Here is an 18,731-nt window from a genome sequence, read left to right as displayed (position 1 = left end):
ACGAAACAAGGGATGCCGCCATGCCGCTCCCGGGCGGTAAAATCATTGCTGTTGACCAAGCTGTGGCTGGCAGAACGCTCTTGCTCCTGTCATCACCGTGGAGACAGCTGCACCACAGCCGGTCATTCACGAACGCTATATATTGAAAGGCAATATGTATGTCTGGCAACACCCATGTTTCTGAGCGCCTCAAAAGCTGCCGCGAGAATCTTAGTATCTCACAAGTGCTGCTTGCCGAACTGGCGGGCATCAATCCCACGCAACTGTATCGCTATGAATCAGGCAAAGCCAAACTGCTTATGGACGCGGCAGAGAAGATTGCCGCTGCCCTCGACGTCAGCACCGCCTGGCTTATGCATGGGACGTTACCCATCGCCAGAGGGACGCAAATCGACCCGCCAGTACCGGCCGGAGGGGCGCTGATCCTGCATTTTCTGGAACTTCCCCCCATGCTTGCCTCCGCCGTGAAGCGCCTGTCCATGCAAAATGGCTGTACCGTAGAAATAGCGCTGCTGGACCTCGCGCATCAAGGCCTCGAAGCCATCCCCAAAAAAACCTTGGATTGCGCCGAGTCCGCAAGCAAGAGCGAGAAATAACCGGATCACTACCTTGCTGAGAAGTCGCGGTAGATGGAGTAGTGCAGCTCACGGGGAAATACGCGCAGCGTGATCCATGCGCTGACCTGTAAAGTCAAAAACTGCCTGATGACTGGCTGAATTCATTGACCTGGGATCGCAGTGGAGACGTCAATGCACGCATTTCCTTGGCGCGACGGATCAACCGCACGCACATCAAAAAAATGGCCGTTGATAATTCTTTTTGAATTATCAACGACCATCAATTTTTCACTTTAAAATCAAACAGTTAAAGCGAGCTCATCATTCCCATTCGATGGTCGCCGGCGGCTTGCCCGAAATATCGTAGACGACGCGGTTGATGCCACGCACTTCATTGATGATGCGGTTGGAGACCTTGCCCAGCAAGCTGTGCGGCAGGTGCGCCCAGTGGGCCGTCATGAAGTCTTGCGTTTGCACGGCGCGCAGGGCCACCACGTATTCGTAGGTACGGCCATCGCCCATCACGCCCACCGATTTGACGGGCAGGAAGACGGCAAACGCCTGACTGGTCGCTTCGTACCAGTTCGCTGGCAGCGCGTCCGGGTCGACGGCCTGGCCAGCGACGAACTCGTACGGCGTATTGCGCAGCTCTTCGATGAAGATGGCATCGGCGCGGCGCAGCAGATCGGCATAGTCTTTCTTGACTTCGCCGAGGATGCGCACGCCCAGGCCCGGGCCCGGGAATGGGTGGCGGTAGACCATGTCATGCGGCAAGCCCAGGGCCACGCCCAGCTTGCGCACTTCGTCCTTGAACAGTTCGCGCAAGGGTTCCAGCAGCTTGAGCTTCATGGTGTCCGGCAAGCCGCCCACGTTGTGGTGGCTCTTGATGGTCTGGCCTTTCTTGCCCTTGCCGGCCGATTCGATCACGTCCGGGTAGATCGTGCCTTGCGCCAGCCATTTGGCGTTGACCAGCTTGCCCGATTCGACCTGGAAGACTTCGACGAATTCGCGGCCGATGATCTTGCGCTTTTGCTCGGGGTCAGTGACGCCGGCCAAATGGCCCATGAACTGGTCTTCCGCATCGACGCGGATGACTTTCACGCCCAGATTCTTGGCGAACATGTCCATCACCATCTTGCCTTCGTCGAGGCGCAACAGGCCGTGGTCGACAAAGACGCAGGTCAGCTGGTCGCCGATGGCGCGGTGGATCAGGGCAGCCGCGACGGACGAATCGACGCCGCCGGACAGGCCCAGGATGACGTCATCCGTACCGACTTGCGCGCGGATCTTTTCCACCGCTTCGCTGATGTAGTCAGGCATGTTCCAGTCCGACTTGCAGCCGCAGATTTCATGCACGAAGCGGCCGATCATGGCCTTGCCCTGCACCGTGTGCGTCACTTCCGGGTGGAATTGCACGCCGTAGAACTGGCGCTCTTCGTCGGCCATGGCGGCGATCGGGCAGCTCGGAGTGTTGCCCATCAGCTTGAAACCTGGCGGCATTTCCAGCACCTTGTCGCCGTGACTCATCCACACTTTCAGCATGCCGTGGCCTTCGTCGGTGACGAAGTCGGCAATACCGTTGAGCAGCTTGGTATGGCTGCGGGCGCGCACTTCGGCGTAGCCGAATTCGCGCACCAGGCCGTTTTCCACCTTGCCGCCCAGCTGGGCCGCCATGGTCTGCATGCCGTAGCAGATGCCCAGAACAGGCACGCCCAGCTCGAACACGGCTTGCGGCGCGCGCGGCGAATCTCCGTCCAGGGTGGAATTGTGGCTGCCCGACAGGATCACGCCGGCGGCGCCATAGTTGCGCACGAATTCATCGCTGACGTCATACGGGAAGACTTCGGAAAACACGCCGGAATCGCGCACGCGACGGGCGATCAACTGGGTGACTTGGGAACCGAAATCGAGAATGAGGATTTTAGAGTGCATGGTCGGAGCTTTATTCAGGGTCAATTGCAAAACCGGCGCACTGGGCGCCGGTCTGGACTTTCGCTACCACAATAGCGTAGCTGGAAAACTGTTCAGGGCAAGGCACTGGAACGCAGCCATGGACAGTTTCTCCAGTACGCTTACTCGGAGCGGTAGTTAGGCGCTTCTTTCGTGATCTGCACATCATGGACATGCGACTCGCGCATGCCGGCCGAGGTGATTTCCACGAATTCCGCTTTTTCGCGCAGTTCGTCGATGGTGGCGCAACCGCAGTAACCCATCGATTGACGCACGCCGCCCACCAGCTGGAAGATGATCGCCAGCACGCTGCCCTTGTAGGCCACGCGGCCTTCGATACCTTCAGGCACGAACTTGTCGGCCTTCATCGTGGCGTCCTGGAAATAACGGTCAGCCGAACCATCGGACATCGCGCCCAGCGAACCCATACCGCGGTACGACTTGTAGCTGCGGCCCTGGTACAGGATCACTTCGCCCGGTGCTTCTTCCGTGCCGGCAAACATGGAACCCATCATGACGGTCGAAGCGCCAGCGGCCAGCGCTTTCGAAATATCGCCCGAGAAGCGGATACCGCCGTCGGCGATACATGGCACGCCCGTGCCTTCCAGCGCTTCGGCCACGTTCGAGATGGCCGTGATTTGCGGCACGCCCACACCGGCGACGATACGCGTGGTGCAGATCGAGCCAGGACCGATGCCGACCTTGACCGCATCGGCGCCGTATTCGACCAGCGCCTTGGCGGCGGCGGCCGTAGCAATGTTGCCGCCAATCACTTCGACTTGCGGGTACTTGGTCTTGATCCAGCGTACGCGGTCGAGGATGCCTTGCGAGTGGCCGTGGGCCGTATCGACCACCAGCACGTCGACGCCGGCAGCGACCAGCAGGTCGATGCGTTCTTCATCCTTGGCGCCCACGCCGACGGCAGCGCCGACCAGCAGCTTGCCCTGGCTGTCTTTCGACGCGAACGGGTGGGAAGTCGACTTCTGGATATCCTTGACGGTGATCAGACCGCGCAGTTCGAATGCGTCGTTGACGACCAGCACGCGCTCCAGGCGGTGCTTGTTCATCAGGCGCTTGGCTTCGGCCGTATCGGCGTCTTCCTTGACGACCACGAGTTTTTCGCGCGGGGTCATCTTGGCGGAAGCTTCCGCGTCGAGTTCCTGCTCAAAGCGCAAATCGCGGTTGGTGATGATGCCGACGACTTCCTTGCCTTTGACAACAGGGAAACCGCTGATGCCGTATTGTTCCGTCAGGGCGATTACGTCGCGGATTTTCATTTCCGGCGGAATCGTGATCGGGTCGCGCAGCACGCCGGCTTCGAAACGCTTCACGCGGGCCACTTCACGTGCCTGGTCTTTCGGATTCAAATTCTTGTGAATGATGCCGATGCCGCCTTCCTGGGCCATCGCGATCGCGAGGCGGGCTTCCGTCACCGTATCCATGGCTGCGGACAGCAAGGGAATATTCAGGGTGATATTGCGGGTCAGGCGAGTTTTGAGGGACGTATCGGCGGGCAGAACGTTGGAGTAGGCTGGGACGAGCAGCACGTCATCGAATGTGAGTGCTTTTTGAAGTAGACGCATAGCATTTCCTATTGGCGCAAAAGCAGATTATACAGAAAAAAGCGCCCTCCGTCCTTGCAGCATAGAAAAGATATTTAGAAATAGCAAAAAAATGTCCCGCCAGGGCCAGCCGCCAGCCGCAGCCCTGCCCTCTTCCAGACCCGTCAGGTCTTGGCGGGCTTGCCGCTGGCACGCCGGCGGCGCGCTTCTTTCGGGTCCGCCTGCAGCGGACGGTACACCTCGATCCGGTCATGTTCGCGCAAAACGGTGTCCAACGGCTTCTTCTTGCCATAGATGCCGACCATATTCACGACCAGGTCGATGCCGGGGACTTCCTGCAGCAAGCCGCTCTGCTCCACCGCCTGCCCGATGGTGGCGCCTGCAGCCACCGTCAATGAGCGCAGAAAGCTGCTATCGGGCAAGGCGTAGCAGACTTGCACCTGGATGCTCACTTCAGCCATACACCGTCTCCGCGCGCTTGCAGAAGGAATCGACCATGCTGTTGGCGATCATGCCGAAGACGGGGCCGATGATCTGCTCGAGCACGCGGCTGGAAAACTCGTAGTGCAGGTCCAGTTCGATCTTGCACGCATCTTCGCGCAGGGCCTTGAAGGTCCACACGCCGTCGAGGGTCTTGAAAGGACCGTCCACCAGCTTCATCTTGATGGAGCTCGGCGGCACGTTCTCGTTGGACGTGGTGAAGCTTTGGCGCACGCCGTGGTAATGTATGCCCACGCTGGCGACGACCGTGTTCTCGCCCCGCTCGCGAATCTCGACCGCACCGCACCAGGGCAGGAATTTGGGATAATCCTCCACCGCCGCCACCAGCGCGAACATTTGTTCGGCGCTATAGCCGAGAAAAACTGATTTATGTACTACTGCCATTGAAGAACCATTTGCTATGATGTTGGATACATTTGATTTTATCGCGCTTGCGCGAGACAGTAGTTTAACCGACCCGCGCACATTTACCATCTCATGACCATAGCAGACAACAGAAAAGCCTTCCACGACTACTTTATCGAGGATCGCTACGAAGCCGGCATCGTGCTGGAAGGCTGGGAAGTCAAAGCCATCCGCGACGCCCGCGTACAAATCAAGGAAGCCTACGTTGTCGTCCGCGGCGATGAACTCTTCCTGTTCGGCGCGCATATCAGCGCCCTGCCGACCGCCTCTACCCACATCCACCCGGAAGCCGTACGCACGCGCAAGCTGCTGCTGCACCGCACGGAAATGGATAAACTGATCGGCAAGGTGGAACGCTCCGGCTATACGCTGGTGCCGCTCAACCTGCACTACAAGGGCGGCCGCGTCAAATGCGAAATCGGCCTGGCAAAAGGCAAGAAACAGCACGACAAGCGGGCAGCGGAACGCGACCGCGACGGCGCGCGCGAAGTGCAGGCGGCAATGAAGTCGCACCGCCGCTGATCCGGCACCACGCGCAGCGAGTTGCGCCAATACCACCAAGCCCGGCTATATGCCGGGTTTTATTTTGACTGTGCCTGCGGCAAACGGAAATGCACAGCGCAATGGGATGAAAACAGGAAAAGGAAGAAATATTGCGGGAATAAGACAGATATTATCGAAAATACCATGGAGATAAGCGAATGAATCAGCTTTGCCTGCCTGGCCAAAGACGATTAATCAGGAAAGTTCCGGATGCTTGCATGCTGCCTTGTACTACACCTGTACTACTCCACAGGACAAGCATCCGAATGAACGGTTTTTTAAACCTTCAGGATCAAACCTTCAGCAGATCGCGCGACTTGCCCGAATCGGTCCACTCTTTGACCCATTTCGGTTGACGGCCACGGCCAGTCCATTGCTGCGTCGCATCATCCGGATTGCGATAGCGTACTGCGACCGTGCCGGTTTTAGCGCGGATACCGGTACCAACCAGATCTTTTACGGAAACGCCAACGCTCTGGGCGATTGCCAGGATTTGTTCACGCGCTTTGGACAGATCGTCCTGTTCGCGTTTCTTCATTTGCTTCTTGATGTCGTCCTGCAAGGTGCGCAGTTCGGACAGGGATAAGCTGGACAGATCCATGATATTTCCTTGTGTGAGTTGAAAAATATAACTGAACAGTTAAATTCTATCCAATTGTAACGCGACTGAGGTGATTTTTCTTGAGATTTGATTGTTTTTTACAATTCTCTTACCAAAAACCCGACTTCCCCGACCTTCAGATGATGTAAGTCTTCAATCCAGGGAGCGGACATCGCGCCGGACCGACTGTCTGCGCCGACTCCCCTTCCTTGTGCGATCACGATTCAATGCAGCACCATCGGCAGTATTTATTTTGCAGCACTTTCTACCTCATTGCAATTTATAGTAATCATAAATTGCAATTCAAAATATACATGGGAGCAATACTATCGCCAATTATGCATCGGCTCCCAAACACTACCCAAGTATCCGCCGCGGATATCGGTTGAATCATCGCAATGCATGAGCAGCAGATTCTACTTCAATCAAAAAGATAAGCGTCGCACGGCAGCATATAATCCCGAAAGTGCGCACAGCATAGCATAAAGAAAATATTTTCAACATTGCCATTTAGAACGCAGATACTCGAGCCCTGTTGCCAGCATATATTCCAGCAGCGCAAATGAAAACTGCCCGCGATATGGCGGGCAGTTTTGACGACTAACTTGCTACGAGTTTGCTATTCACCAGGCAATCAGGGAATCGCCACGCCGCTTTTCGGCTTTTGCGTTTTCACCACCTGCATCGCCGTGGCGATCAAACCGCTCATATCGCCCAGATTGGCCGGCACGATAATCGAGTTATTTGTTTTCGCCAATTGCGCGAACGCGCCCACATACTGCTCGGCCACTTTCAGGTTGACAGCATCTTCGCCGCCCGGCTCGCGGATGGCGGCGCCCACCTGGCGCAGCGCCTCGGCACTGGCTTGCGCCAGCGCGACGATGGCCGTGGCCTGGCCTTCGGCACGGTTGATCGACGCCTGCTTTTCGCCTTCCGAGCGGGCAATCGCCGCTTCGCGCTCGCCGCTGGCGATATTGATCTGCTCCTGCTTGCGCCCTTCCGAGGCGGCAATCAGCGCGCGCTTTTCGCGTTCAGCCGTAATCTGCGCCTGCATCGCATGCAGAATTTCCTTGGGCGGCGTCAAATCCTTGATTTCATAGCGCAATACCTTGACGCCCCAATTCGCCGCCGATTCATCGATGGCATTCACGATGGCCGTATTGATATGGTCGCGTTCTTCAAATGTCTTGTCGAGTTCCATTTTACCGATCACCGAACGCAAGGTCGTTTGCGCCAGTTGCGTAATGGCGGCGATATAATTCGACGAGCCATACGAAGCACGCATGGCGTCGGTAATCTGGAAATACAGAATGCCATCGACCTGCAATTGCGTATTGTCGCGCGTAATACATACCTGCGGCGGCACGTCGAGCGGAATTTCCTTGAGCACGTGCTTGTAGGCGATACGGTCGACAAAAGGCACGACGATATTCAAGCCAGGCCCCAATACCGCATGGAACTTGCCCAGGCGCTCCACCACCCAGGCATGCTGCTGCGGTACCACATTGACCGTCTTGAAGACAAATACCAATGCCAGCAATAACAAGATCAACGACATGCTTCCGATGCTTACTTCCATAATCTACTCTCCAGGTTATCCAACAATCAAACGGCTGCCACGCACGGCGCGTATGGTGTAATGGCCGGCTTGCGTATCGCTGCCGGGAATCAGTTCCACATCCCACAAGGCGCCGCGGTACATGACGCGCGCCGCGCCATCGACCCAATGCGCGACCGCCACGCTTTGGCCGATATCGAGATTGACATTCGGATCCTGCGCCGCATCGCGCCGCGCCGCCTTGCCAAAACGGCTGCGCCGCAATAACAGGGTGGCCGCCACGCCGACAATGGCGGCCGTCAGGGCTTGCCAGCCGCCATTGCCGCCCGCCAGCGCCACCAGTCCTCCGGCACTGATACCGATGGCGATCATCAGCAAATAAAACGTGCCCGTAAACAGCTCCAGGATCAATACCGCGCCAGCCGCCACAAACCAGCCTACCCATTCAGCCATGATGCCTCCATCTTTGCGAATCCGAAAATAAAAAACCCCGCAGCCTATATAAGCGACGGGGTTTAATGCGTATTACTGCCTGATATTATTCTTGCCAAACACCTATATACAAGCAGTCTAACGCAATTCCTGATGGCGTCAATAGGCAGGGGCGAATTAGCGCCGCAGGCCCGGCAATTACTCTTCCAGCAGGCTGCGCAGCATCCACGCCGTCTTTTCATGCAAATCGAGGCGCTGCGTGATCAGGTCGGCCGTCGGCTGGTCATTGGCTTTTTCCAGCAGCGGGAACAGGCGGCGCGCCGTGCGCGCGGTCGCTTCCTGTGCCGATACCAGGTGGCTGACCATATCCAGCGCCGGCGGCACACCGTCGATTTCCTTGATCGAGGCCAGCTTGACGAATTCCTTGTAGGTGCCGGGCGCAGGATAGCCGAGGGCGCGGATGCGCTCGGCGATCAGGTCCAGCGCGGCCCACTGTTCCGTGTATTGCGTCATGAACATCAGGTGCAGGGTGTTGAACATCGGCCCCTTGACGTTCCAGTGAAAATTATGGGTCATCAGGTACAAGGTGTAGCTGTCGGCCAGCAGGCCGGACAGGCCTTCCGCAATCTTCGCGCGGTCCGCCTCGGAAATGCCGATGTCGATCTTTGCCACTTTGCTCGGTTTCTTGCTTGCCATGAGAACTCCCGTTTCAATGTATTGGTGGAATCATTTTAGCTGATCTGGCGCAATGCCATCGAATACAGGCGTGCGCCGCATGGCAGGCATAAAAAAACCCGCTGCCGGGTGAGCGGCAGCGGGTTTTCAGAGGGCGGACAAGACGCTTACGCTTTCAGCGCAGCGAGCTTTTGCCAGGTATCGATCACCGAGTCCGGGTTCAGCGACATCGATTCGATGCCCTGTTCCATCAGCCAGACGGCGAAGTCCGGATGGTCGGAAGGCCCCTGGCCGCAAATGCCGATGTACTTGCCGCGTGCCAGGCAAGCCTTGATGGCCAGGGCCAGCAGGGCTTTCACGGCAGGATCGCGCTCGTCGAAGTCGGCGGCCAGCAATTCCATGCCGGAATCGCGGTCCAGGCCCAGGGTCAGCTGGGTCAGATCGTTCGAACCGATCGAGAAGCCGTCGAAATGGTCGAGGAACTGGTCGGCCAGGATGGCGTTCGACGGCACTTCGCACATCATGATGACGCGCAAGTCGTTCTCGCCGCGCTTCAAGCCATTCTTCGCCAGCAGGTCGATGACTTTCTCGGCCTGGCCCAGGGTGCGCACGAATGGCACCATGATTTCCACGTTCGTCAGGCCCATGTCGTTGCGCACGCGCTTCATCGCTTCGCATTCCATGTTGAACGCTTCGGAGAAGTCGGCCGACAGGTAGCGCGCCGCGCCGCGGAAGCCCAGCATCGGGTTTTCCTCGTCCGGCTCGTAGCGCGAACCGCCGATCAGCTTCTTGTACTCGTTCGACTTGAAGTCGGACAGGCGCACGATGACTTTTTTCGGCCAGAACGCGGCGGCGATGGTGGCGATGCCTTCGGCCAGCTTGTCGATGTAGAACGCTTTTGGCGAAGCGTGGCCGCGCGCCACCGATTCCACGGCCTTTTTCAGGTCGGCATCGATGTTCGGGTATTCCAGGATCGCGCGCGGGTGCACACCAATATTGTTATTGATGATGAATTCCAGGCGCGCCAGGCCCACGCCCGCATTCGGCACGGACTGGAAGTCGAACGCCAGCTGCGGATTGCCCACGTTGAGCATGATCTTGGTGTCGAGCTTCGGCAATTCGCCGCGCGACACTTCCGACACTTCCGTTTCCAGCAAGCCATCGTAGATCTTGCCTTCGTCGCCTTCGGAGCACACCACGGTGACGAAGGTGCCGTCTTTCAGCACGTCGGTGGCGTTACCGCAGCCGACGACGGCAGGCACGCCCAGCTCACGCGCAATAATTGCCGCGTGGCAAGTGCGACCGCCACGGTTGGTGACGATGGCCGAAGCGCGCTTCATGACCGGTTCCCAGTTCGGGTCCGTCATGTCGGCAACGAGCACGTCGCCTGGCTGCACGCGTTCCATGTCGGCCGGGTCGTGGATCACGCGCACGGGGCCGGCGCCGATCTTCTGGCCGATGGCGCGGCCGGAGGTCAGCACGGTGCCGGTGCTTTTCAGCTTGAAGCGCTCCTGCACGTCGGTCGCCTTTTGCTGCGACTTGACGGTTTCAGGACGCGCCTGCAGGATGTACAGCTTGCCGTCGCGGCCATCCTTGCCCCACTCGATGTCCATCGGACGGCCGTAGTGGTTTTCGATGATGACGGCATATTTTGCCAGTTCCACCACTTCGCTGTCGTTCAGCGAGTAGCGGTTGCGCATTTCGACGGGCACGTCGACGGTTTTCACGGAACGGCCGGCTTTCGCTTCGTTCGTGAATTCCATCTTCAGCAGTTTCGAGCCGATATTGCGGCGGATCACGGGCGACTTGCCTTTTTCCAGCATCGGCTTGTGCACATAGAATTCGTCGGGATTGACGGCGCCCTGCACCACGGTTTCGCCCAGGCCGTAGCTGGAAGTGACGAAGACCACGTCCTTGAAGCCCGATTCGGTATCGATGGTAAACATCACGCCGGCCGCGCCCAGGTCGGAGCGCACCATGCGCTGCACGCCGGCCGACAGGGCCACTTCAGCGTGCGTAAAGCCCTTGTGCACGCGGTAGGAGATGGCGCGGTCGTTGTACAGCGACGCGAACACCTGCTTCATGGCCTCGAGCACATTGTCGATGCCGACCACGTTCAGGAAGGTTTCTTGCTGACCAGCAAAAGACGCGTCCGGCAAGTCTTCCGCCGTGGCCGAGGAACGCACGGCAAACGACATTTCGGTGTCGGAATCGGCCACCAGCTTGGCGTAGAACTGGTCGATTTCGGCGGCCAGGCGTGGCTGGAATGGCGTTTCCACGATCCATTGACGGATCTCGGCGCCGGCTTGCGCCAGCGAGCGCACGTCATCGATGTTCAGCCCTTCGAGGCGCTGGGCGATGCGTTCGGCCAGCGGCAAGCCGCCGTTGGCGCTATATGACAGGAAATCGCGGAATGCCTGCGCCGTGGTGGCAAAGCCACCGGGCACGCGCACGCCGGCTTCCGCCAGTTGGCTGATCATTTCGCCCAGGGAGGCGTTCTTGCCGCCGACGGATTCGACATCCGTCATGCGCAAATGCTCGAACGAGGCAACATACACCGCGTCCTTGTCTTCCTGCTGTTGCGATACTGCGTTGGTCATAATGACACCCTTACTGATGATAGAAATCTTTACGCGCGGCGCACAGACAGTCTTCTTGTTATTCTTGGCGTCGTGCAGCACAATCATACCGTTGCAGCCATTTTACCTTGTGCGGCGCAAATTGACGACGCACAATCTTGATCCGAAAACCCATGACACAAGAACCACGCCCTCCTCTGCCCTCCGCGGCCCGCACCGTCTTCTTCGTTTCCGACGGCACCGGCATCACCGCCGAGACGTTCGGCCACTCGGTGCTGACGCAGTTCGATCTGCGCTTCCGCCAGATCCGCCTGCCCTTCATCGATACCATGGACAAGGCCTACGAGGCGGCGCGCAAGATCAACGAAGCCTTCGCCACCGATGGCCAGCGCCCGATCATTTTCTCGACCCTGGTGAAGAACGACCTGTCGGCCGTGATCCGCAAGTCCAGCGGCATGCACATGGACCTGATCCAGACCTTTGTCGCCCCGCTGGAGCAGGAGCTGGGCGTGATGTCGACCCATACCATCGGGCGCTCGCACAACATCGTCGACAGCGAGGAATACAAGAACCGCATCGAGGCGATCAACTATTCGCTGGCGCACGACGATGGCCAGTCGCACAAGAACCTGTCGTCGGCCGATGTCATTCTGGTGGGTGTTTCGCGCTCTGGCAAGACCCCGACCAGCCTGTACCTGGCCATGCAATACGGCATCAAGGCGGCCAATTATCCGCTGATTCCCGACGATTTCGAGCGCGACAAGCTGCCATCGGCCTTGCTGGAATTTAAGAATAAAATTTTCGGATTGAGCATTACGCCCGAACGTTTGTCGGAAATACGCAACGAAAGACGCGCTGGAAGCAAGTATGCGGCCATCGAAAACTGCCGTTACGAGGTCAACGAGGCGGAAAAAATGATGAAACGCGAGGGTATCCGCTGGCTGTCGTCGACCACCAAGTCGATCGAAGAGATCTCCACGACGATCCTGCAAGAGATCAAGCCGAACCGCCGCGAGTACTAGAACGCTTGACCAAACCTGCTGCGCGTCGGTATAGGCGGCTTGCGATGCTCACCGTACTAGAAGTACGGTTGCGCTTCTCGGCCACCTCTCCCTTCCGCTCGCTACGGTTTTGTCAGGCGTTCGTTTCGCTCGAAAGCACCGTCAGCGCGGCGACCAGCTGATCGAGTTCGCTGGTCTGCGTCGTGATGGCCACCGTGGCGCGCACGATGTCGGTATCGCCGATATTGCGCTCCACCGTGAAGATGCCAAAGCGCTGCAGCAAGGCTTGCTGCAACTGGCGCGCGCTCATGCCGTCGACGGCAAACGCCACCAGTGCCGTGCCCCGTTTCGCATCGAGCGGCGACAAGATGCGCACGCCGGGCAGCTGCGCGGCGCGACTGACCCAGTAATCGCGCAGCCAGGCCAGACGCTCCATCTTGGCCGACGTGCCGCCCAGGCGCGCATGAAAATCCAATGCGGCAGGCACGGCCAGGATGGCGCCGATCGGCGGCATGCCCATGTGCAGCCGGCTGCGGATATCATCCAACGGATAATCCTCGTCGCCCAAATGCGGCTCGATCTTGTGCAGCTGCGAGGCGCGGATATACACGACACCCAGTCCCGCCGGCGCCCCCAGCCATTTGTGCAGATTGAAACCGGCGAAATCGACGCCCAGGGCCTGCACGTCCACGTCGACCTGCCCCAGCGCATGGGCGCTGTCGAGCAGCACGTCGATACCATGCTCGCGCGCCAGCGCCATGATCTCCCGCACCGGCAGTTGCTGGCCGTTGGCCGGTGTCACCTGCGACAGCAGCAGCAATTTGGGCTGGACGGCCTGGCGCATGGCTTGCGCGTAACGGGCGACGATCTCGGCATCGCTGATGGGCAAGCGCAATGTGACTTGCGTGCTGGTGACGCCACGGCGCTGCGCCAGCCAGCGCATGGCCGTGCGCATGGCCGGATAGTCGAGATTACTCCACAGCACCGTATCGCCGGGCGCCAGGCCGTGGTATTGCGTGATCAGCACCTGCATGGACTCGGTGCCGCTGCGCGTCAGCAGGATTTCGTGCGGTTCCGCATGGATCAGTTCCGCGACGCGCCAGCGCAGGATATCCACATGCGTGCGCGTGAACTCGCCGCGCACGAAAGGACTCAGCTGTTCATTGGTGTAGCGCACGGCCTGCTCGAAGGCCGCTTGCACGGGCGCGGCCATGGCGCCGAAATAGCCGTGTTCGAGATTGACGATGGCGTCCGGCGGCGCAGGATACAAGGCGGCCACCTGGCACCACCAGGCTTCGTCCCGGGCCGCACCGTCGGCAAGCAGGGGGAAGGACATGGCTACCCTGTTCAGGCCTGGCCCTGGCGCAGCTGCTCGAAGAAGCAGACGGCGGCGCAGGCGGCCACGTTCAGCGATTCGATCTGGCCCAGGTGGGGAATGACCACCTGGTGCGTGGCCATCGACAATAAATCATCGGCGACGCCCTGCCCTTCATGGCCGAAGAGCCAGGCGACCGGTTGGCGCAGGTCGACGTCGTACAATCGCTGCGTGGCATAGCCGCTGGTGGCGAGCGTCGCCACCTTGGCACCGGAAACGAGCGCTGCCAGGTCGACGTTTTCAAAGATGTCGAGCACGAAGTGTGCGCCCATCGCCGCGCGCAGCACCTTCGGCGACCAGCAGAAGGCCGTGCCGGCGCTGCAATACACCTGCGTGATGCCGGCGGCCGCCGCGCTGCGCAGGATGGAACCCACGTTGCCCGGATCTTGCAGGTTATCGAGCAGCACGGCCGACACGCTCAGCGGCTGCGTGACGGCCCGTTCCGGCGTCTCGATGAGGAACATCACGCCCACGCCGTGCTCGACCTGGCTCACCGCGTGATACAGCGCGTCGGGCAAGCCCAGCACGTGCGCGCGCTGGCTTTCCAGCTGGCCGACGATGTCCGCCACTTCCGGGTTCTGCAAGGCGCTTTCGCTGACGATGCACTGCTCCGGCATGCCGCGCAGCTGCAGGTAGGACTGGCACAGGTGTACACCGTCGAGCAGGGTGCGGCCCGACTTGCGGCGCGCCTGCGAACTGCCCGCCAGTTTCAGCAAATCCTTGTATTGCGCATTGTCGCGCGAAGTAATCGTCTTCATGCCACCACCTCCTGTCCGCCAAACAGGGCGATCACGTTGCGCACGGGTGCGAACGAGCGGCGGTGCACGGGCGAGGCGCCGTGCAGGTGCAGGCGCTCCAGGTGCAATTTGGTGCCATAGCCCTTGTGCTGGTCGAAGCAGTATTCGGGATAGGCCGCATGCAGGTGCACCAGCGCCGCGTCGCGCGCCGTCTTGGCCAGGATCGAGGCGGCGGAAATCGAATCGACCTTGTCGTCGCCGCCGATGATGGCCATGCCGCGTATCGGCATCACGGGGCAGCGGTTGCCGTCGATCAGGGCCAGGGTCGGCACGGTGGCCAACGCTTCGACGGCGCGGCGCATGGCCAGCATCGACGCCTGCAAAATGTTCAGGCGGTCGATTTCCTCTTCCGACGCTTCAGCGATGGCCCAGGCGAGGGCCTTGGCCTTGATCTGCGGTGCCAGCAGGTCGCGCCTGGCTTCGGTGAGCTTTTTCGAATCGCGCAAGCCGTCGATGGGCTGGTTCGGGTCGAGGATCACGGCGGCGGCGAACACGGGGCCGGCCAGCGGACCGCGCCCTGCCTCGTCGACGCCGCAGATGATTTCATCGAGCGAGAATGGCAAGTCGTCAAACAGGCCGGGATAGATATTTTTCACGTTGAATCTTTGGTTGGGTATTGCGGTTGAAGCGGTGATCGGGAGCTACTTGCGGTTGGCGGCGATGACTTGCATGACGGCGTTGGCGCTTTCGCGCGCGCTGTCGCGCAGCAGGCTGTGGTGCATGTCCGTGAAGCGCTGCACCAGGCGCAGGCGGCCCGGCACGTCGCTCAGCTGCTGCCACATGGCCTCGGCCAGCGCTTCCGGGCTGGCCGCGTTTTGCAGCAGCTCGGGCACCAGGTAGTCGCGCGCCAGAATGTTGGGCAAACCGATCCACGGCTGATAGCCCATGTGGCGCATGATTTCCCACGAGGCGCGCATCATCTTGTAGGCGATGACCATGGGTTTCTTGTACAACGCCACTTCCAGCGAGGCCGTGCCCGACGCCACCAGCACCGCATCGGCGGCGCAGATGGCCGTGTGCGAGCCGCCATCCGTCAGCAGTATCTCGACGTCCTGCAGGCCCGCCTCGCGGATCAGCTGCAAAAAGTACTGGCGCTGTTTTTCACCGGCCATGGGCGCGACGAAACGCAGGGAGCGGTCGCGCGCCAGCAGCAGCTTGCAGGCGGCCACGAACGCCACCGTATTGTATTTAAGCTCGCCCATGCGGCTGCCCGGCATCAGGGTCACGACGTTCGCGTCTTCCGGCAAGCCCAGGGTGCGGCGCGCGGCCGCTTCGTCGGGCTGCAACGGGATCATTTCGGCCAGCGGATGGCCGACATAGGTGACGGGCACGCCTGCCTTGCGGTAGATCTCTTCCTCGAACGGGAAGATCACCAGCATATGCGAGACGGCCTTGATGATTTTCTTGATGCGCCCGCCGCGCCAGGCCCAGATCTGCGGCCCGATGTAGTGCACGGTGGGGATGCCGCCTTCCTTGAGCTGCTGTTCCAGGCCCAGATTGAAGCCGGGATAGTCGGCGCCGATGAAGACGGCGGGACGCTCGGCCAGCAACTGGTCGCGCAGCGCGTTCTGGATGCCCTTGATTTCGCGGTAGCGGGGAATGATTTCGAACAGGCCCCGTACCGTCAGCTTGTCGAGCGGCCAGTCGGAAACAAAGCCCTGCCTGGCCATGTGCTCGCCGCCGATACCGTGGAAGCGCGTGCCGGGCAGCTGCGGCACGAGGCCGGACAGCAGCCGGCTGGCCAGCAGGTCGCCCGACACCTCGCCGGCGACGATGGCGACGTTGGCGACACCGAGGCCGCTGGCCTGGTCAGCGGACGATGCCACGCGAGGCCACGCCAAGGAATTCGCGCATGGCGCGAATGTGTTCCGCCACCTCGGGCGACGACGCCGCTTCTTCTTCGAACAGGGCTGCCTTCGATTCCTCCAGGGTCAGTCCCGAGCGGTAGATGAGTTTATACGCGGTGCGTATGCCGTTGATCTGCTCGCGCGTAAAGCCGCGGCGTTTCAAGCCCTCGATATTGACGCCATGCGCCTGCGCCGGATTGCCGTTCAACAGAACAAAAGGCGGCACGTCCTGCGTCAGGCTGGTGCTCATGCCGACAAAGGCGTGCGCGCCGATCTTGCAGAACTGGTGCACATTGGCGAAGCCGCTCATGATGACCCAGTCGCCGATCTCCACGTGGCCCGCCAGCTGGGCGTTGTTCGAAAAAATCGTGTTATTGCCCACCAGGCAATCGTGCGCCAGGTGCACGTATGCCGAAATCCAGTTGTCGTTGCCCAGGCGCGTCACGCCGCCGCCCTGCACGGTACCCGTGTTGAAGGTGCAGAATTCGCGGATGGTGTTGCGGTCGCCGATTTCCAGGCGCGTCGCCTCTCCTGCCCATTTTTTATCCTGCGGCTGCGCGCCGATGGAAGAAAACTGGAACAGGTGGTTGTCGCTGCCAATCGTCGTGTGGCCGTCGATGACCACGTGCGGGCCGACCTTGGTGCCGGCGCCGATGCGCACGTGCGGACCGATGATGGTGTACGGGCCCACCTCGACCGAGCTGTCGAGCTCGGCCTTCGGATCGATGACTGCCGTGGAGTGGATGGCCGCCATCTTACTGCCCCGCTGGCTGGCTCGCAGACTGGCTCGCATCCTGCGCGCTGCGGATGGTGCACATCAGTTCCGCTTCCAGCGCCACTTTGCCGTCGACGGAGCCGACTGCCTTGTATTTCCAGATGCCGCGCGAGACGCGCAGGATTTCCACATCCATCTTCAGCTGGTCGCCCGGTTCGACAGGACGCTTGAAGCGCGCATTGTCGATGCCGACAAAGTACACCACCGAATTCTCGTCCGGTTTCACGCCCATCGACAGGAACGACAGCAAGGCCGCCGTTTGCGCCAGCGCTTCGATCATCAGCACGCCGGGCATGACCGGCTTGTGCGGGAAATGGCCCTGGAAGAACTCTTCGTTGACCGTCACGTTCTTGATGGCGGTGATGGTTTTGTTCGCTTCCCAGTCCAGCACGCGGTCAACCAGCAGCAGCGGATAGCGGTGCGGCAGCAGCGATTTGATGGCCAGGATGTCGAGGGTCTTTTTTTCAGTAGTCATTTTTCGTCTTGCGTGGTCAGTGTTTTAATTGTTTTTTCAAGCGCGCGGATCTTCTCGCGCATGCTTGACAGGTTGCGCACGATGGCGGCGCTCTTTTCCCAGTCGGCGTTCTTGGCCAGCGGATAAAAACCCGTGTACTGCCCCGGCTCCGCGATCGAACGCGAGACCATGCTGCCCGAGCCCACGTGGACGCGGTCGGCAATGGTCAGGTGGCCCAGCACCATGGCGGCGCCGCCAAAGGTGCAGTACTTGCCGATGATGGCGCTGCCGGCCACGCCGACGCAGCCGGCCATGGCCGTGTGCGCGCCGATGCGGCAGTTGTGGCCGATCTGGATCTGGTTATCGAGCTTGACGCCATCTTCGATGATGGTGTCGGCCAGTGCGCCGCGGTCGATGGTGGTGTTGGCGCCGATATCGACATCGTCACCGATCACCACCCTGCCCGTCTGCGGAATCTTGATATACACGCCGCCTTCGTTGGCGAAGCCGAATCCGTCGGTGCCGATCACGGCACCCGAATGGATGATGCCGCGCTGGCCGATCACGCAGCGCGCATGGAAGGTCACGTTGGCCAGCAGCTGCGTGCCCGCGCCGATGACGGCGTCGCGCCCCACCACGCAGCCAGGCCCGATGACGCAGCCGGCACCGATCACGGCACCCGCTTCGATCACCGCATGCGCGCCGACGGAGGCGCTGGCGTCAACCTGCGCGCTGGCGTCGACAAAGGCGCCCGGGTGGATGCCGACCGGGGCCTTGATCTCGTGCAAGGCGGCGAAATACTGCGCCGCGCGCGCGAAATACACATAGGGATTCGGTGTGACGATGCGCGCGCCCGCGTACTCGTCGCCGATCAGCGCGTCGTCGGCCGGCGTGAGGATCAGCGCCGCAGCGCCGCTCTGGGCCGCCTGTGCGCGGAATTTGGTATTGCTGAGAAAGCTGATGTGCGAAGCGCCGGCGTCGGCCAGCGGTGCGATGCCTGAGACTTCCAGGTTCGGATCGCCCGCCAATTGCCCGCCGAAGCGTTCGACCAATTCTCCTAGTCGAGTGCCCATCTGATTACCTTTATAAATACGCCTGCCAGTGCACGCAGAGCATGCA

Annotated in this window: 19 protein-coding genes; 3 read left to right on the top strand and 16 right to left on the bottom strand. The window is 60.3% G+C overall.

All coding sequences use genetic code 11. The features are described 5' to 3' along the window. The first annotated feature begins 158 nt into the window (after positions 1–158). Positions 159–596 carry a helix-turn-helix domain-containing protein gene (locus tag VPH40_RS00825; RefSeq protein WP_328572326.1) on the top strand — a complete coding sequence of 146 codons (438 nt, stop codon included), beginning with the start codon at positions 159–161 and terminating at the stop codon, positions 594–596. Positions 597–878: 282 nt separating this feature from the next. On the opposite strand, the gene guaA is transcribed toward VPH40_RS00825, so the two are convergent. The 4 genes from guaA to VPH40_RS00805 all read right to left on the bottom strand — a co-directional run bounded on the left by guaA (position 879) and on the right by VPH40_RS00805 (position 4,954). Further along, complete coding sequence (guaA, locus tag VPH40_RS00820; RefSeq protein ID WP_101480991.1) at positions 879–2,489, bottom strand: glutamine-hydrolyzing GMP synthase; 1,611 nt, start codon at positions 2,487–2,489, stop codon at positions 879–881. 140 nt (positions 2,490–2,629) lie between these two features. After that, positions 2,630–4,090, bottom strand: coding sequence for an IMP dehydrogenase (gene guaB / locus VPH40_RS00815; RefSeq protein WP_034752206.1), 1,461 nt, complete (start codon positions 4,088–4,090; stop codon positions 2,630–2,632). A gap of 143 nt (positions 4,091–4,233) precedes the next feature. Then, positions 4,234–4,530 (bottom strand): RnfH family protein, encoded by a 297-nt coding sequence (locus VPH40_RS00810; protein WP_305051662.1) that lies wholly within the window; start codon positions 4,528–4,530, stop codon positions 4,234–4,236. Further along, a complete protein-coding gene (locus VPH40_RS00805) occupies positions 4,523–4,954 on the bottom strand; it encodes a type II toxin-antitoxin system RatA family toxin (RefSeq protein ID WP_034752216.1) in 432 nt (143 codons plus the stop codon). The genes VPH40_RS00810 and VPH40_RS00805 overlap by 8 nt, the downstream gene beginning before the upstream one ends. Positions 4,955–5,047: 93 nt before the next feature. Between VPH40_RS00805 and smpB the strand changes: the two genes are divergently transcribed. Then, on the top strand, positions 5,048–5,497 hold the full coding sequence (gene smpB, locus VPH40_RS00800) for an SsrA-binding protein SmpB (RefSeq protein WP_034752217.1): 450 nt from the start codon (positions 5,048–5,050) through the stop codon (positions 5,495–5,497). A 313-nt stretch (positions 5,498–5,810) separates the two neighbouring features. On the opposite strand, the gene VPH40_RS00795 is transcribed toward smpB, so the two are convergent. From VPH40_RS00795 to ppsA, 5 genes are all read right to left on the bottom strand, one after another. Next, positions 5,811–6,119 (bottom strand): H-NS histone family protein, encoded by a 309-nt coding sequence (locus VPH40_RS00795; protein WP_010397665.1) that lies wholly within the window; start codon positions 6,117–6,119, stop codon positions 5,811–5,813. 634 nt (positions 6,120–6,753) lie between these two features. Next, a complete protein-coding gene (locus VPH40_RS00790) occupies positions 6,754–7,698 on the bottom strand; it encodes an SPFH domain-containing protein (protein WP_099664320.1) in 945 nt (314 codons plus the stop codon). A 15-nt stretch (positions 7,699–7,713) separates the two neighbouring features. Beyond that, entirely contained in the window at positions 7,714–8,130 is a 417-nt protein-coding gene (locus VPH40_RS00785) for an NfeD family protein (protein WP_099664321.1), read from the bottom strand. Between the two features lie 177 nt (positions 8,131–8,307). Further along, positions 8,308–8,805, bottom strand: coding sequence for a Dps family protein (locus VPH40_RS00780; protein WP_034752224.1), 498 nt, complete (start codon positions 8,803–8,805; stop codon positions 8,308–8,310). Positions 8,806–8,951: 146 nt separating this feature from the next. Beyond that, the gene (ppsA, locus tag VPH40_RS00775; RefSeq protein WP_077409088.1) at positions 8,952–11,384 is read right to left on the bottom strand and encodes a phosphoenolpyruvate synthase; all 2,433 of its coding nucleotides are present in this window, start codon (positions 11,382–11,384) and stop codon (positions 8,952–8,954) included. A 152-nt stretch (positions 11,385–11,536) separates the two neighbouring features. Here ppsA and ppsR point away from each other — a divergent pair, with 152 nt between their 5' ends. Next, complete coding sequence (gene ppsR / locus VPH40_RS00770) at positions 11,537–12,385, top strand: posphoenolpyruvate synthetase regulatory kinase/phosphorylase PpsR (RefSeq protein ID WP_035818186.1); 849 nt, start codon at positions 11,537–11,539, stop codon at positions 12,383–12,385. A 112-nt stretch (positions 12,386–12,497) separates the two neighbouring features. Here the strand turns inward: ppsR and VPH40_RS00765 are convergent, their stop codons facing one another. The 7 genes from VPH40_RS00765 to lpxD are packed head-to-tail and all read right to left on the bottom strand — an operon-like array spanning position 12,498 to position 18,685. Further along, positions 12,498–13,700 carry an aminotransferase class V-fold PLP-dependent enzyme gene (locus VPH40_RS00765; RefSeq protein ID WP_328572325.1) on the bottom strand — a complete coding sequence of 401 codons (1,203 nt, stop codon included), beginning with the start codon at positions 13,698–13,700 and terminating at the stop codon, positions 12,498–12,500. 11 nt (positions 13,701–13,711) lie between these two features. Next, entirely contained in the window at positions 13,712–14,497 is a 786-nt protein-coding gene (locus tag VPH40_RS00760; protein WP_251349116.1) for a TrmH family RNA methyltransferase, read from the bottom strand. Next, positions 14,494–15,132: a ribonuclease HII gene (gene rnhB / locus VPH40_RS00755; RefSeq protein ID WP_289898327.1), complete on the bottom strand. Its 639-nt coding sequence runs from the start codon at positions 15,130–15,132 to the stop codon at positions 14,494–14,496. Before rnhB ends, VPH40_RS00760 begins: the two co-directional genes overlap by 4 nt. A gap of 45 nt (positions 15,133–15,177) precedes the next feature. After that, positions 15,178–16,362 carry a lipid-A-disaccharide synthase gene (gene lpxB, locus VPH40_RS00750; protein WP_328572324.1) on the bottom strand — a complete coding sequence of 395 codons (1,185 nt, stop codon included), beginning with the start codon at positions 16,360–16,362 and terminating at the stop codon, positions 15,178–15,180. Next, a complete protein-coding gene (lpxA, locus tag VPH40_RS00745; protein ID WP_092610952.1) occupies positions 16,346–17,137 on the bottom strand; it encodes an acyl-ACP--UDP-N-acetylglucosamine O-acyltransferase in 792 nt (263 codons plus the stop codon). Before lpxA ends, lpxB begins: the two co-directional genes overlap by 17 nt. Before the next feature lies 1 nt (position 17,138). Next, a complete protein-coding gene (gene fabZ, locus VPH40_RS00740; RefSeq protein ID WP_071077748.1) occupies positions 17,139–17,633 on the bottom strand; it encodes a 3-hydroxyacyl-ACP dehydratase FabZ in 495 nt (164 codons plus the stop codon). Further along, the gene (lpxD, locus tag VPH40_RS00735; RefSeq protein WP_289898329.1) at positions 17,630–18,685 is read right to left on the bottom strand and encodes a UDP-3-O-(3-hydroxymyristoyl)glucosamine N-acyltransferase; all 1,056 of its coding nucleotides are present in this window, start codon (positions 18,683–18,685) and stop codon (positions 17,630–17,632) included. The genes fabZ and lpxD overlap by 4 nt, the downstream gene beginning before the upstream one ends. Between the last annotated feature and the right edge of the window lie 46 nt (positions 18,686–18,731).

The sequence above is a fragment of the Janthinobacterium sp. P210005 genome (genome assembly GCF_036231865.1).
In the GTDB taxonomy this organism is placed as follows: Bacteria; Pseudomonadota; Gammaproteobacteria; order Burkholderiales; family Burkholderiaceae_D; genus Janthinobacterium; species Janthinobacterium kumbetense.
This window is presented reverse-complemented; position numbering and strand designations above follow the sequence as displayed.